General features: G+C 34.6%; 17 protein-coding genes. All 17 read left to right on the top strand.

Features of this window, described 5'->3' with window-relative positions:
* Window positions 1-48: 48 nt before the first annotated feature.
* The 17 genes from H514_RS0115405 (at window position 49) to H514_RS23220 (ending at window position 15,972) form a co-directional block, all read left to right on the top strand.
* The gene (locus H514_RS0115405) at window positions 49-1,425 is read left to right on the top strand and encodes a UDP-glucose dehydrogenase family protein (RefSeq protein WP_027447761.1); all 1,377 of its coding nucleotides are present in this window, start codon (window positions 49-51) and stop codon (window positions 1,423-1,425) included.
* The gene (locus tag H514_RS23225; RefSeq protein ID WP_051255166.1) at window positions 1,400-2,473 is read left to right on the top strand and encodes a GDP-mannose 4,6-dehydratase; all 1,074 of its coding nucleotides are present in this window, start codon (window positions 1,400-1,402) and stop codon (window positions 2,471-2,473) included. The genes H514_RS0115405 and H514_RS23225 overlap by 26 nt, the downstream gene beginning before the upstream one ends.
* Window positions 2,474-2,534: 61 nt before the next feature.
* Window positions 2,535-3,923: a sugar phosphate nucleotidyltransferase gene (locus H514_RS0115395; protein ID WP_027447760.1), complete on the top strand. Its 1,389-nt coding sequence runs from the start codon at window positions 2,535-2,537 to the stop codon at window positions 3,921-3,923.
* Window positions 3,924-3,994: 71 nt separating this feature from the next.
* Window positions 3,995-5,725 (top strand): phospho-sugar mutase, encoded by a 1,731-nt coding sequence (locus H514_RS0115390; RefSeq protein ID WP_027447759.1) that lies wholly within the window; start codon window positions 3,995-3,997, stop codon window positions 5,723-5,725.
* 492 nt (window positions 5,726-6,217) lie between these two features.
* On the top strand, window positions 6,218-6,499 hold the full coding sequence (locus H514_RS0115385; protein ID WP_051255165.1) for a DUF4190 domain-containing protein: 282 nt from the start codon (window positions 6,218-6,220) through the stop codon (window positions 6,497-6,499).
* A 76-nt stretch (window positions 6,500-6,575) separates the two neighbouring features.
* Entirely contained in the window at window positions 6,576-6,716 is a 141-nt protein-coding gene (locus tag H514_RS25440; RefSeq protein WP_169449769.1) for a VanZ family protein, read from the top strand.
* Between the two features lie 351 nt (window positions 6,717-7,067).
* Complete coding sequence (locus H514_RS0115380) at window positions 7,068-7,577, top strand: hypothetical protein (protein WP_027447757.1); 510 nt, start codon at window positions 7,068-7,070, stop codon at window positions 7,575-7,577.
* 122 nt (window positions 7,578-7,699) lie between these two features.
* Window positions 7,700-8,152 carry a VanZ family protein gene (locus tag H514_RS0115375; protein WP_027447756.1) on the top strand — a complete coding sequence of 151 codons (453 nt, stop codon included), beginning with the start codon at window positions 7,700-7,702 and terminating at the stop codon, window positions 8,150-8,152.
* Between the two features lie 278 nt (window positions 8,153-8,430).
* Window positions 8,431-9,129: a ribose 5-phosphate isomerase A gene (gene rpiA / locus H514_RS0115370; protein WP_027447755.1), complete on the top strand. Its 699-nt coding sequence runs from the start codon at window positions 8,431-8,433 to the stop codon at window positions 9,127-9,129.
* 73 nt (window positions 9,130-9,202) lie between these two features.
* Entirely contained in the window at window positions 9,203-9,979 is a 777-nt protein-coding gene (locus H514_RS0115365) for a class I SAM-dependent methyltransferase (protein WP_027447754.1), read from the top strand.
* On the top strand, window positions 9,976-10,695 hold the full coding sequence (locus H514_RS0115360) for a hypothetical protein (protein WP_027447753.1): 720 nt from the start codon (window positions 9,976-9,978) through the stop codon (window positions 10,693-10,695). The genes H514_RS0115365 and H514_RS0115360 overlap by 4 nt, the downstream gene beginning before the upstream one ends.
* 60 nt (window positions 10,696-10,755) lie before the next feature.
* Complete coding sequence (locus H514_RS0115355; RefSeq protein ID WP_036841779.1) at window positions 10,756-11,355, top strand: YczE/YyaS/YitT family protein; 600 nt, start codon at window positions 10,756-10,758, stop codon at window positions 11,353-11,355.
* Window positions 11,356-11,444: 89 nt separating this feature from the next.
* Entirely contained in the window at window positions 11,445-11,651 is a 207-nt protein-coding gene (locus H514_RS0115350) for a hypothetical protein (RefSeq protein WP_027447751.1), read from the top strand.
* A gap of 183 nt (window positions 11,652-11,834) precedes the next feature.
* Window positions 11,835-12,581: a CBS domain-containing protein gene (locus H514_RS0115345; protein ID WP_036841783.1), complete on the top strand. Its 747-nt coding sequence runs from the start codon at window positions 11,835-11,837 to the stop codon at window positions 12,579-12,581.
* Between the two features lie 117 nt (window positions 12,582-12,698).
* Entirely contained in the window at window positions 12,699-13,628 is a 930-nt protein-coding gene (locus H514_RS0115340; protein ID WP_027447749.1) for a hypothetical protein, read from the top strand.
* 172 nt (window positions 13,629-13,800) lie between these two features.
* Window positions 13,801-14,340 (top strand): PH domain-containing protein, encoded by a 540-nt coding sequence (locus H514_RS0115335; RefSeq protein WP_027447748.1) that lies wholly within the window; start codon window positions 13,801-13,803, stop codon window positions 14,338-14,340.
* A 108-nt stretch (window positions 14,341-14,448) separates the two neighbouring features.
* Window positions 14,449-15,972, top strand: a complete 1,524-nt coding sequence (locus tag H514_RS23220; protein ID WP_051254966.1) for an IS1182 family transposase — start codon at window positions 14,449-14,451, stop codon at window positions 15,970-15,972.
* Window positions 15,973-16,025 lie beyond the last annotated feature (53 nt).

Raw genomic sequence — 16,025 nt, 5'->3', positions numbered from 1 at the left:
TAATAAAGAAAAGATTATTTTTATTATTATAAAGGCAGGTGTGTACTATTGTTTAAAGTAGCAATAGCAGGTACAGGATATGTAGGCTTAGTATCAGGTGTTTGTTTCGCTGAAGTTGGTCACCAGGTTACCTGTGTAGATATTGATGAAAAAAAGGTTAACCTAATGAAATCTGGTGTTTCACCTATTTATGAATCAGGGTTGGAAGAGTTAATGCAAAAGAACAATGCCGAAGGAAGAATTGATTATACGACAAATTTTCAATCTGCTTACAGAAATGCAGATGTGATTTTTATAGGTGTAGGTACCCCGGAACAACCAGATGGGTCTGCTAATCTCTCATACATTTCTACAGTTGCAAGACAAATTGCTGAATCTGTAGAAAATGATTGTCTAGTTGTTGTTAAGTCTACCGTACCTGTAGGAACGAATGATAAAGTAGAGCAGTTTATTAAAGACTTTTTAGTAAATGATGTGAGGATAGAGGTAGCTTCAAATCCAGAATTCTTAGCACAAGGTTCTGCTGTTCATGATACGTTATATGCAGAACGAATAATTATCGGTACAGAAAGTAAATGGGCGGAAGATCGATTGAGGGAGATTTATGAACCATTCCATTTACCCATTGTTTCTGTAAATAGAAGATCTGCAGAAATGATTAAGTATGCCTCTAATGATTTTCTTGCACTTAAGATTTCTTATATGAATGATATTGCCAACCTTTGTGAACTGGTTGGAGCTGATGTGCAAGATGTTGCAGAGGGAATGAGTTTTGATGAGCGTATTGGTAGTAAGTTTTTGAATGCTGGGATTGGTTTTGGAGGTTCTTGCTTCCCGAAAGATACAAAAGCTTTGGATAATATTTCTAGAGAAAATGGGTATGAATTAAGAACGGTTAAAGCAGCAATCGATGTGAACAAAGACCAAAAAATTTCTTTATATAAGAAAGCTAGTAAACGATTAATTACGTTCAATGGACTAAAAGTAGCGGTATTGGGATTAACTTTCAAACCAGGAACGGATGATTTGAGGGAAGCACCATCTTTAGCAAATGTCCCATTGTTATTAGAACAAGGTGCTGATATTTACGCTTATGATCCTGTGGGGGCATCTAACTTTTCTAAGGTCTACCCAGAAGGGGATTTTGATAAAGGTACAATCACATATGTGGATGACATTGAACAGGCATTAGCAAACGCAAATGTCTGTTTTATTTTTACCGAATGGGGAGAAGTGAAAGCTGTCACTCCAGATGCATATAAACGATTAATGAGAACACCATTAGTATATGATGGACGAAATATTTATGAAAATTACGATATGAGAGAAGCTGGTGTCGAATATCACTCCATTGGTAGAGCATCCGTAAATAGAGAAGCGATAAAGGAGTCAAAGAACCATGAATTACAAACCGTTAGATCCTAGTAAGATATACCTTGTTACAGGTGTAGCTGGGTTTATTGGATATTTTTTATCAAAAAGATTACTAGAAGAAGGATGCCAGGTTATTGGTGTTGATAACCTAAATGATTACTATGATGTAGAGCTTAAGCATACACGTTTGGAAGAATTATATCCTTTTGAAAAGTTTTCATTCATAAAAGGAAATATAGCTGACAAGGAAATGATTACTCAAACGTTTGAAGAGTACAAACCTGATATTGTGGTGAACCTTGCTGCCCAAGCTGGTGTTCGTTATTCCATTGAGAATCCGGATGTTTATATTCAAAGTAACATGATTGGGTTCTTTAATATTCTTGAAGCGTGCAGACATTATCCAGTTGAGCATCTCATCTATGCATCGTCCAGTTCAGTTTATGGTGCCAATAAAAAGGTACCATTTGAAGAAACAGATTTTGTCGATAATCCAGTATCTCTTTATGCTTCAACGAAAAAATCTAATGAACTAATAGCCCATACGTATAGTCACCTTTATAACATTCCTACAACAGGACTTCGTTTCTTTACGGTATATGGACCAATGGGAAGACCTGATATGGCTTATTTTGGCTTTGCCAACAAACACTTTGGAGGAGAACCTATCAAGATTTTCAATAATGGTGATTTTGATAACGACCTTTATCGAGATTTCACTTTTATAGATGATATTATTGAGGGCATTGTACGATTGATGGGTCACCCTCCTATTGATTCAGCTGTCCCTCATACGGTATTTAACATTGGAAACAATAATCCAGAGAAATTAATGGTGTTTATTGAAACGCTAGAGAGAGCATTAAGTAATGCTACTGGTGAAAATGAGATATTTGAGAAGGTATTCGAACCGATGCAGCCAGGAGATGTTCCAGCTACATATTCTTCTACAGATGCTCTAAATCAGGCTGTTGGATTTAAACCGCAAACACCAATTGAAGAAGGGTTGCAAAAGTTTGCTGATTGGTATGTTAGGTATTATGGGGTTAAGCAGAAGGGTAAGCGTGAATGGACAGAATCTGATTCAGGGCAAGTGTAATTACATTTATCTGCTTTACATCTACAAAATTTAAGAATAGTTAAAATAAAGGGAGGATACTATGAGACTGGTATTATTATCAGGAGGGTCTGGGAAGAGGTTATGGCCTCTTTCCAATGATACTCGATCAAAACAATTTTTAAAGGTTCTTGAAGGTATTAATGGTAGTAAAGAATCAATGGTTCAACGCGTTTGGGGTCAGTTAAAGAATACTAATTTAACAGATTCAGCCGTTATTGCTACGTCTAAAATGCAAAGAGATATGATACATAGTCAAGTTGGAGAAGATGTGCCCCTAATTATTGAACCAGAGCGGAGAGATACGTTTCCAGCTATTGCTTTAGCAGCTTCTTATTTATATACAAATGAACAGGTTAATAGAGATGAGACAATTGTGGTATTACCAGTAGATCCTTATGTTGATGATTTGTTTTTTAAAAAAGTGAAGGAACTTGAAAGTGTAATTGAAGATTCTCAAGCAGATTTAGCTTTAATTGGAGTGAAACCTACTTATCCTTCTTCAAAGTATGGATATATTGTACCTAAGACTGAGAATCAAGAATCAAGCTATGTTAACGTAAATAATTTTACCGAGAAACCATCTGAGGAAAAAGCTCAATCATTAATCAAGCATAATGCCCTTTGGAATTGCGGTGTTTTTGCTTTTAAATTAGGATATTTACTAGATATTTTAACAGCAAAGAACCTTTCTTTAGATTATCACACATTGCTAGATAATTACTCATCTTTACCAAAAATCAGCTTTGATTATGAAGTTGTAGAGAACGCTCAAAAAATTGTAGCTCAACCTTATGATGGAGGTTGGAAAGATTTAGGCACTTGGAATACACTAACTGAGGAAATGGCAACTTATCAGATTGGTAAAGGTGTAATTTCTGATGACTCTTCAAATACTCATTTAGTAAATGAATTAGACATCCCTGTCACAGCAGTTGGGGTTAAAGATGTAGTAATCGCAGCCAGTCCAGACGGAATCCTTGTAACAGATAAAGCCTCTAGTCAAAAAATCAAGGAACTAATAAGCGACTTTAATCATCCTCCTATGTATGAAGAGAGAATCTGGGGTTGGTCAAGAACGTTGGATTATGCAAAATATGAAAGTGACCAAGAAATGGTGACCAAGCGTATTTGTATATATGAGGGTAGAAACTCCAGTTATCACTATCATATGTATAGAGATGAAGTATGGACTATAGTAAGAGGAGAAGGTGAATTAGCGTTAGATGACTCAATCAGAAGAGTAAAAGCAGGAGACATTATTCACCTTCCAGCAGGGAAAAAACATGGAATAAAAGCTGTGTCAGAACTTGAATTTATAGAAGTGCAAACAGGACTAGGAATAAATAATGAAGATTTTAATCGCTTATTATTTATTTGGGAAGATGTTTTAAAGCAATTCCAACAATCTGAATCTAAGGTTATATTATAATTGTTAAACTGCGCAGAGTATTTGATTTAGTCCAAATACTGTTGCGCAGTTTTTATTTTTAAGGAGTGGCTATCTTGCAAGAAAATCTATTACGTTGGGAAAATGATGAGTATATAGATAAGGATCTAAAAGATATATTGGAAACTATGAAATCGCAACCTGAAACTTTAGAAGATGCTTTTTATAAGCATTTAGAATTTGGAACAGGTGGGATGCGTGGTGAATTAGCACCTGGAACGAACCGGATGAACATTTATACGGTTCGGAGAGCAGCTGAAGGATTGGCTCTTTACATAGAAGATACATATGGGGAAGAGAAACAGAAGGGAATTGCTGTTGCTTATGATTCGCGTCATAAATCGCCTGAATTTGCTATGGAAACAGCAAAAGTAATGGGTGCTCATGGTATTCCCACCTTCCTATTTGATGCACTACGTCCAACCCCTGAACTATCTTTTGCTATACGTTACTTAAAAGCTGTGGGTGGTGTTGTCATCACAGCAAGTCATAACCCTCCCGAATATAACGGTTTTAAGGTGTATAATGAAGATGGTGGGCAAATTCCTCCACACCAGGCCAAACAAATTATTGAAAAGGTCAATAAGATTGAAAATGAATTAACAATCCCTGTTATTGAAAAGAGTAGGCTTGAAGAGCTTGAACTCCTTCAATGGATTGGGGGAGAAGTCGATCAAGTGTACCTTGAACAGTTAAAAGGTATAACACAAGAAAGGGCTACTCTAGCTAATCGCCAATTAAGCATTGTCTTTACACCTTTGCATGGAACCGCGTACGATTTAGTGGTTAAAGGTCTTAAGCAAAGTGGATTTGAACAGATACATATAGTAGAAGAACAAGCAAATCCGGATCCAAATTTTTCTACAGTTGAATCTCCAAATCCAGAGGAACATCAAGCATTTACTAAAGCTATTGAATTAGGGTCAAATGTTGGGGCTGATATCCTCATTGGAACAGATCCTGATGCTGATCGCTTAGGTGTCGCAGCCAAAGATAGTGAAGGTGATTATAAAGTATTAACAGGCAACCAACTTGGTGTGTTAATGCTAGACTATCTCTTATCACACAATCAGGATATCCCTGAAAATGCGATGATGATTAAAACCATCGTTACGTCTGAAATGGGGCGTGCGGTAGCAAATTATTATGGTGTAAATACACTTGACACGCTAACAGGTTTTAAATTTATCGGGGAGAAAATCCGTGAATTTGAACAGTTAGGAGAGCACCAATTTGTGTTTGGTTATGAAGAGAGTTATGGATACCTGATCGGAGACTTTGCTCGTGATAAAGATGCAATTCAATCGTCGGTTTTCGCTAGTGAAATGGCTGCCTATTATAAGGAAAAGGGACTGACTCTTTTTGAAGCTCTAGAAATCCTTTATCAAACACATGGATATTATCTTGAAGACTTAGAATCTATGAAATTAAAAGGCATTGAAGGTGCTAAGAAAATTACAGAAATTATGGATTCCTTCCGTGAAGAACCTCTACGACAAGCTGCTAGTTTAGATGTCTTAGCTATAGAAGATTATTCCGCGAGGATTCGAACACATATGAAAGAGGGTACGACTGAAGCGATTGATTTACCTTCCTCCAATGTCATCAAATTTATCTTGAGTGATGATTGTTGGGTCTGCTTACGTCCATCAGGTACCGAACCAAAGATTAAATTCTATTTTGGTATGAGATCAAGTAACAAGCAGACAAGTGAACAACGATTAGAGGCGCTCAAGCAAGATGTAATGGCACGTGTTACACAACTAACCTTTGAAACGGTATAACCATTCGAGCTCTCCATATAGTGGAGAGCTCAATTTTTTAATGAAAAGGAAGTGAGCAACATGACGTTTCAATCCCCACTTTTCTTATCTCCTGATTTCAAAGAGCGTATTTGGGGAGGTTCGATTTTAGGTTTGGGACACAGGGACAGGTCCATCGTCCCTTCTAGTCTCGAAATAAAACGCAGATAATATGGGGACGGTTCTACTGTTTGTGAAGTGGTGAGTAATTGGGTTTCTCCTCCTTTTGCGTTCATAGTGTCCTCTGGTTTTAGTTTCATTGTGTAACTTACGAGAGGTACGGAGGGATAGGTCTATCGTCTTTTTGTGTCCCGTAATAATACGGGGATAAAGGCATTCTTTCGAAAATTATTGTGGGTTTATGAAGGTGAAGAGGGAAACGGAAAACCACTTATTCACCTCTAATCTAATATGGTTATTCGAGCACGGTTATAGTACTATATACTTATTATATATATGAAGAGGTGATATTATATGGATCAAGCACATACAAAAAACACTGTTTCTCAACCTATTACAAATGGAACTTCTGTTACCGCCCTGATACTTAGTATTATATCGATATTAGTACCTATTTTTGGTCTTATTATTGGTATCATTAGTTTAATATTGAGTTCTAAAGCAAAAAAGCAAATCCGAAAATATGGGCAAGGCGGTAATGGCATGGCAACTGCTGCTACAGTCTTCAGTATTATTTCTATAGTTCTCTATGGAATATCACTCATTCTTACACTTCTCTTGGCCGTCATTTCATAATATGGTGACGGTTCTGCTGTTTGTGTAATGATTTGCAAACGTGAGAGGCGTTCCTATGATATATAGCAAGTATTAAATGAATAATATGTTGGATGTTAGTGATTTGCATCATATTGTACGGAAGAATGCGCACTTTTTTCTTTATTTTGTTCTTGGGGTGCTAGTTTTGAATGCATTGAGATCTAGTTGGAGGGAAGAAGGAATTCAAGAATTCTGAATGGTTGATGTGAGTAGCATTCCACGAATGTTATCGAGTTTCCTGATACGTAATGACTGCCTGTAAACTAATATGCAGAAAGCCGTCAGTATAGATGGGCTTTTTTTATATTATACATAGTTTAGTGAAAATATCCTATTTAGATAAAATAATGGTTATTTTGACTAAATAGGATATTAACGCTGTATTTTAAGAAATTAAAATCAATCTTGAATAGGATCCCATCTTCTAATAATTAAATTGTCTGTTTGACAGTTTATTAGAGGAGAGGGGCTTTTTTTTTAGTCATCTTTATTTATTCGAATCTGTTTAGGTGTCTAGTAATAATACATTATAGGAAGGAGAAACGAAATGAATAATAACGATAACAGCACTTTATCCCTTACTTTCATCCCACCTTATTATGAGGAAGGAATGCCAATGGGGGGGCATTATGAAGTGCGAGCAGTACTATCAGGTGAACTTGGAAAGATTGGAGCATTCTTTAGAGCTGAATATATTGATAAAGAGAATGCTCCATGGATTTACCACATGGAGAATATCACAGAGACTTTTGGGAGAGATGGTCAAGTGATGGATGATTTAGCCATATGGAGTAAAGCACCATTATTGTCAGGTCCTCAAGAACCAATAAATATTTTTGGGTCTAGTCATTATGGATATTCTATAAAGTTTTCGGTTAACAACCAGGAACAATTTTGGAGTGTTAACCACACTACTAATGCTTATCATGACCGTGTAGTGTACAGTAAATTAAATTCAAGAGATTTATTTGATAATTTAGTACAGTTATATGAAAGCGTTTATAACTCTAAATATGATAGACCGAACCATAAAACATTTGAAGTTTTCTTTGGATAACATGGTGACGGTTCTGCTGTTTGTGTAATGATTCGCAAACGTGAGAGGCGTTCTTATGATATATTGCATTTATTAACGAATAATATGTAGGTTTATACTGTAAAAAAGAAGGGCAAGTGTGAATGAACAAAATCTTATCTTGGACGAGTGTAATTCTTTGGTTACTCCTGATCTTTTATTTCTCCCATCAACCTGCTACGGAGTCGAAGCGATTCAGTACAGAGGTGACTAAGTCAGTAGTGGAAACAGCTCAGATAGTAGCGCCTGAAAAAGAAATAGATGTTGGTGATTTGCATCATATTGTACGGAAGAATGCGCACTTTTTTCTTTATTTTGTTCTTGGGGTGCTAGTTTTGAATGCATTGAGATTTAGTTGGAGAGCTGGTAAAGGGCTTCTGATAGGAGGAGCCTTTTTATTTTGTATTTTTTATGCTTTGAGTGATGAGTTTCATCAAGTTTTTGTGCCTGGTCGTGGTGCTCAGTTGAGCGATGTTTTTATTGATAGTGCTGGTGCTGGAGTTGGGATCGTATTGTATGTGGTGACTGGTATAGTGAAGACGAAGTATAGTCGCTGATACTGTATAGAATTAATTACAAATTGATAATAATAAAGCTATGCAAGGAACATATTCAGTGTAGAATAGCTAGTCATGTTCCTATTAGGGTGATAAAATGTTTAATGATTAGAAAATATTTTTTCTTCTGTTTGTACCTCTTATAATGTACCATTCTCTAACTCTTAGGGAATATATTATTATAATGGAAAGCAAACTATATAGTAGCATTTACACCAAAGAAAAATATTGTAATTACGTTTTTATCAATATTAAGAGCGGAAAGAGGGATTTAAAAGATGTACTGGAAGAATAACATTGCAACTACACTACAATGGTCTAGAGAGATATCAAACAAAGAACAAAAAGAGATGGTAGCTAATAAAATTGCAGAAAGAGTTAAAGAAGGAGATGTGATAGGAGTAGGGTCTGGTTCAACTTCTTTTTTAGCAATTCAAGCAATAAGTAAAAAGATAAAAGAAGAAAATATAAATATAACTGCTATTCCTACATCTCAAGAAGTTTCATTAACATGTTCAATTTTGGGAGTTCCAGTGTCTTCTTTGTTAAATCTTAAACCTGACTGGTCGTTTGATGGAGCAGATGAAGTTGACCCTAATAAGAACCTTATAAAGGGTAGAGGCGGGGCGATGTTTGCTGAAAAATTGGTTATGAAAAGCTCGCCTGAGAATTATATATTAGTGGATGAATCAAAATTTGTTAATAATTTAGGTGAAAAATTTTCAGTCCCTATTGAAGTTGATCCTAGAGCTGTTAATTTGGTGGAGGAAGAACTGATGAAAATGGGGGGAGAAGAAGTTAAGTTAAGGTTAGCTACATCCAAAGATGGACCTATTATAACTGAAAGCGGGAACGTCATTTTAGATGTGAATTTTAAAGAAATTCACTCAAATTTTGAAAAGGAAATAAAACTGATCCCTGGCATTGTAGAATCTGGTCTATTTATTGGTTATCCAGTAGAAATTTTCACCACATGATTTAATAACGATTAACGACTATATCTCACATTAAGTGGGGTATAGTTTTTTATAATAGGGGGGAGTTAAAGATATGGTTAATGATATTTTTCTTAATAAAGTTTATAGTTCTTCTTATCCATTTACCAGAAAAATAAATAAGAAAATTTTTGGTGACTATATGGAAAAAATTATTGAACATTTGAAAGATAAAAAAACTTTTAAAATACTAGATGTCGGTTGTGGCACTGGTCAGTTTACAAGTTTACTTAGTAACTATTTTGATTATAAAGAGCTAGAAGTAGAAATTGACGGTGTTGATAGTTCTCCAGAAATGTTAAAGGTAGCTGAAGAGTTAACAAGAAATGATAGAAATATAAAACTAATTGAAAGTGATATCTTAAGTTTTAAACCAAAACAAAAGTATGATTTAATATTTAGTTCTGAAATGATTCATTTAGTTGATGATACACAAGAATTTTTTGAAAGATTAAACAATTTGATCTCTATGGATGGCGTAATTGCTATTAGGACATCAACTCATAAACAGCTTTATGAAAGGGAATGGTACAAATATTTCCCCGGAACGCTATTAATCGATATCACTAGACATAAAAGTTCATATGAAATAAAGGCAACTCTAGAATCTCTAGGATTTATCTTAAAACAATATGAAATTGATGAGAGTGAACAAATAAATTCAAGAGAGTACCTAAATATTTTTGAAAATAGAAGCTATTCAACATTGAGGCTTATACCAGACAGCATATATTATGAATCATTGAATAAGTTAAGAAAAGAAGTGTTGAAAACGGATACTGTTATTAAAGATTATAAAATGACATTATATATAGCGGGGAAAGAAATATGAAGATTAAAGGGAAAGATTTTTCTGTTCCAGAAGGAATAGAACTAATAGGATTAGTAACTCTTGCAGTTTTTGCCTTATTATGGCCTTTTATATCCGGGTTCTTAGATATTGGAATTAATAAGTTGTTGTCAATTTTTGTAGGAATTCTGTCTGTTACATTATCTACTTTAATGGTCAGAATTAAAGGTATAGATAAAAAGATTACACCCTTAAATAGTGTTAATTTGTTATCAATTCAAAAATTAGGTGACGCTTTTATTAGAATAACTTCTAAGAAGAAAGTTATAAATCATTTCCGTGTATTTGCTGTAACTACCAACCAAATATATACACAAATTGAAAATTTGGTTCATGATGATGTGAAAATAAAAAAGTGTTCAATAATGGTCCGTGATTTTGAGTGGAATGATCCAACTAGAAATGAAGAAGTTATACAAGAAATAAATATGTTTATAAAAAGGTGGAACCAACTTCATACTGATGGCTTTATAGATGAATTAGAAATCGTAAGATATAACTTTTTACCAACAGAGTATCAGTGTGTTTTTGATGATGATTATATGATACTAGGTTTATACAAGCCTAGTAAAAATGATGACGCCTCTGTTTCAGTAATGAAACCAATAATCATTTCTAAGGATTTGAATGAAGGTAGGACTATAATAGATACTTATATAACTAGATTTGATTCAATGATGGAAGAGTATAGAAAGTAAAAGAAGTACTTTATTATTGTTTAATTATTTTCCTTTTAAAAATAAGTAGGTGTTATTCATTTGTTAACTAGAATACTTTTTTATATTTGCGGGTTGTTAATTACCACCTTAGGTATAACTTGGATAATAAAGTCTGGAATAGGTACGGGGCCATGGGATGCCGTTTTTGTGGGTCTTAATCAAAACTTTGGTTTAACGGTAGGAACATGGGTGTACATAGTACAAGCCCTTCTACTACTTACAACTTCTGCTCTAATTAAGGAAAAACCAGATATATCATCCTTCATTACTATTTTTCTTAGGGGGTTATTTTTAGACTTTTGGCTATACATAATATTCTATAGGATATTTTTGGATTCAATTATGTTGAGTATAATATTTTTTGTAATAGGTACTATTTTACTTGGTATTGGAATAAGTACTTATTTAATTTCTGGGTATCCAAAATCCCCTATAGATGGATTAATGATAGCTATTCACAAGAAGGGTAACTTAAGTGTTAGAATTTCTAGAACACTAGTTGAAGTACTCGCAGTAATTATTGGATTTATTTTAGGAGGACCAATAGGAATAGGGACAATTATTATATCGTTTTCATTAGGTCCAATAATTCAACTTTCAAATAAGTTTATAAGAAGGTTATTTGAAAGATACCAATAATTAATGAACAAATTTTGACTATTATTGTTGTTTATACTTGTGATTATAATTGTATTTCAGTATTAGCACTCCTTATGAGGGGGACATTTATGAACTTTAAAGCGCATTTAGAAATATTCAACATAGCCACAACGATTGGTCTGACGGTGGCTATCCCTCTTTTGTTTATATTAGATCAATATACTTTTTCTACGATCAATTATGCTATAACAACAATGTGCGGCATCAACTGGGTATTGATTATAACAAATAATCAGATGGCAAGAGAATTATGGGATAAATGGACAAGGAAATAAGGTAAGTGATGATCTTACTAGAAAAGATAGGGTAAAAGAAACGCTAGGTGGTCTTATTTTAAAATATAAGGATAATAAGATTGTCCCTTCGTGCCTTTGTAAGATTAATGACAGTGCTGGAGCTCATTCATTAACTTTAGCATTGTCTTGATATTCACCAAAAATCCTAGAGGTGTGAGACTTATGAATGACATAAACATAGAACAACAAAGAGAAAAAGTAGATCGTTTTGAGATCGCGTTCAATCAAATACATACTAAATTAAAAAAACTTGTTAGAAATGAATCTAATCATAACTTTATGAACTTGCTTTATAAAGCAAGAGACCGCCACACTACAATTCGTTACCACTTCCAGGAGTTAAAGCAATATGCAAAGCTACGAAATGCATTAGTACATGAGCGGATAAAAGAGGGATTCTATATTGCTGAACCACATTTAGAAGTGACCAAAAAGCTTGAAGACATCAGTGAAGCATTACATAAACCACCATATGCCTTAACGATTGCTTCTAAAAATGTATTGTATTTTAATCATAGATCGGAATTGAAAGAGGTTTTAAAAGCAATAGAAAGATACGGATATTCTCAGTTTCCAATTTATAATGAAGGGAAATTCAAAGGGCTTTTAACAGAGGGCGGGTTAGCCAAATGGTTTTCTGAGCAAATCACAGGTGATTATATATCAGTTGGTGATATAACTGCCAATGAAATTCTACAAGTTGAAAAACCTCACAATGTTGCTTTTTTAGCAAAAGATAAAACTAGCTATGATGTCGAAGAACTTTTTGAAGATTATTTCGATAGAAACCAAAAATTGGAGGCTGTGTTGATAACAGAAACAGGTAATGAAAATGAAAAACCACTTGGTATAATTACTACATGGGATTTGGTACAAATTGACCATACGACTGTAACATTATTGGGTTAGGGGAAAACAAGGGAAACATGGGGGGAAAGAAACATGGGGACGGTTCTCCTGTTTGATAAATAAATACAATGCAGGAACCGTCCCTGTGTTTATTTAATGACAAAAGGGCGGATCATATTGGGGAATGATGTTTTATTTGGAATTTCTGGTGGTTTATTATCTCTAGTCGGACTAATTGCTATATTTATCTCAATTAATAGTCAGCATAGTATAGAAAAGGCTAGGGATATACTACTTGAATTGGAGTTATTTCGAATTGATAATCCACAAACAAGGATTCTTACAGCTAAAAAGATCAGATCTAAAATTGAACAGTATAAAAGACTAGTAACAATGAGTGCTCCTACAATGATAGTTATTGTGATTGCTATCTTAACAATACTTTTTGTAGGAGTTTCTTGGATTTATTATCTAAATGGAACTTTCGTCATAATTAGCTTTTTTGTAATCTTATCTTTTACCTTATGCCTAATTTTACTTACGCAAATATCTTTTATAGGAGCTTTACCTAAACCAAAGATTTTTAAAGACGTAAATACAGTACATAAAGGAATAAGTATGAAAGACTTATTTGCAATGTCCTTACAAGGCAGGATTTCAGTGAAAAATAAACAATTAAAACGATTACAGTTTCATTCGCCTTTGGATATTGAGAACATCAAAACTTTTGAATTAACAGTTCATTATATAACAACCGGAGTTAAAGAGAGAGAAGTTGTTGAATATAACGAATTTAATCTTGTTAAGGGGAGAGATAACATAAAAATAATGAGCTATGACATAAATAGATTATCGCCAAATTACTATTTGGAAGTACCAGTAAGGGCTAGTGAGTTATATAATTTTGATGAAGTACTAGTTGGTTTGTTAATTGAACTAGAAGATGGTGTCCTAACTGTTGAGTTTAGTATTCCTGACAATAGTGATACCGATATAAGGGACCCAAGAACAATTATCACTCCTACCTCTTTTTATTTTGTTCCATTTAAGATAAAGGAAGGTCATGAGGATAAAGAATATGACTTTACGCATACAATACAATATTAAATATGAGGGACATAACATGGGTGTAACATGGGGACGGTTCTCTTGTTTGGCGAATAAATAGTAAATGTGAGAATTCTCCTTATGATCTTATTTATTCGAAACAAGCGCTCAATTTTGATAGTTTTCTTTATTGAACTTCTGGGTTAGCTACTCTTGAGAAAGGAAGAGGGTTATGTATTGTTCTAAATGTGGCACGAAAATTAACAATATTGATAATTTTTGTTCGAATTGCGGTGGGAGTCTTAAAGATACTTCCTCTTATTCTAAGCTAGAGAAAGATAAAAAAGAGATAATCAGAGAAATTCAAGAAGTAACTAAAAATTTTGAAGAAAAAATGTCATTCCAGCAGGAAATACCGGTTTTAGAAAAAAACATGTTAAACGATGAAAAGATTCTATATATCACTAAAGGAAGTGTTAACGGGAAGGGCGGAGGTGCAATTGTAATTACAGATATCCGCTTTATTTATGTAGTCAATGAAGTATTGAATGTACAAAATTATATAGAAAAATATGATATTAAAACTTTAAGATTAAATGACTTTAATAAAAAGTTATTAGAATCAGAAATTTATTTAAATATAGAAGGATCCGACTTGAAAATTCAAACTAATAAGCATTTAGCTAAAGACCTGTGGGGGTTCTTGTTTGAAATGACCCATGAAAAAAACGATGTTATCGACAAACTATTTAACTGGTTTACAAAAAGATAACATGGGGACGGTTCGAGACCAGTGAAAAAGTCCACCAATATAAAATAAAAACCCCCTACATGGTATAATGAGTACGACCAAATACCGAACCATGAGGGGGTTTTTCTTGTGCTTCGACAAGAGCCAAAGCAACTCAGTCTTCACTCTATATTATATAGTAAAATTCCAGAACATCATATCCTTAAATTGATTGATACCTATATCGATTTCAGTTTTATCAATGAGCTTCTCAAAGAGACCTACTGTACAAATTTTGGACGTCCTGCCAAAGAACCTGAATTGATGTGTAAGTTGTTGTTTATACAACATCTTTACGAGCTTTCGGATGAAGTAACGATACGGGAAGCTAACTTAAACTTAGCTTATATGTATTTTATCGGCGTCAATCCTGAAGATGAACTTCCGGATAAAAGCCTTCTATGCAAATTTCGTCGACATCGTCTAGGTAATTCCACACTAGATGAAATGATGATTGAAATCACCAAACAGTGTGTGGAATTAGGTATTATCAAGGGAACTGGCGTCAGTATTGATGCCACCCATGTCGAAGCGAATACGATTAAAAAGACCCCTGAACGAATGATGAAACATTTAGCACGAAACATTAAACAGCTCTTTGAAGAAGAAAAGGAAGAGGCGTTAACCAACATCCCTGAAACCCCTGATTATCAAGAGATTGAAGATCACAAAGAAGCTAAAGCCGTCATGAAAAACCATTTAGAATTAGTAATTCATGAAGCCGAAAATCAAGGTTCATCTACCGAACCACAAACATCTGAGGCAATTCAAGAGGCTAAGGACATTCTGGCTGATCCGAAGTTTATGGCTCAAAAAGGTATTCGTTCCCTTGTTGATTTGGATGCTCGTGTAGGAAGAAAAGGTAAGAACCAATCGTTTTATGGATACAAAACAGAATTTATGATGACAACAGACGAGCGAATCATTACCTCCGTGCGCACCTCCGATGGTGCCGCAATCGACGGTAGTGATACGAAGGATTTGTTGACGGAAACGAAGAAATCGGGGCTGTGTGTCGAAGAAGTGTTCGGAGATAAAGCCTATTTCAGAAAAGATATTTTAGATGACATCAAATCGCTTGGAGCGAAAGCATATATTCCTGTGAGTCCTCTCGTGTACCGAATGGATGAAGAACAATTCTCTTACAATAAGGATGCCGACGAATGGCACTGTAGCCAGGGAAATACGACAGTCAAGAAGAAGTATTACACCTCAAATAATAAAGATGGCAAACGAGAAGGGTATAAGTATTATTTTGAAATGAATCAGTGTAAAGCTTGTCCCCTCCATGACCAGTGTGCCAAGAGATCGGCTAGAAGAATACTAACGGTAGGGGTAAACACGCCTGAATTTTACCGCATTTCCCAATACCAGAAGACAGAGGCGTTTAAGGAAAAGTATAAAAAGCGAGCTTCCATAGAAGGAAAGAATGCGGAGCTCAAACGATTCCACGGTCTATCCCGAGCTAGGGGGTATGGCCTCTTAAGCATGGACAATCAGGCGAAATTAACCGCCATAGCGGTTAATTTCAAGAGGATAGCAGCCCTACTATCCTCCAAAACTCCTTCTTTTTTGATGCCAAATCCAAATTTAATGGTATATATAACAATTTGAACTTCTCACCCTACCATTTCATCCGAAAAAAGCCTACTTTTTCACTGATCTCG

Origin of the sequence: Pontibacillus marinus BH030004 = DSM 16465, from assembly GCF_000425225.1 — a bacterium.
GTDB lineage: Bacteria > Bacillota > Bacilli > Bacillales > BH030062 > Pontibacillus > Pontibacillus marinus.
This window is presented reverse-complemented; position numbering and strand designations above follow the sequence as displayed.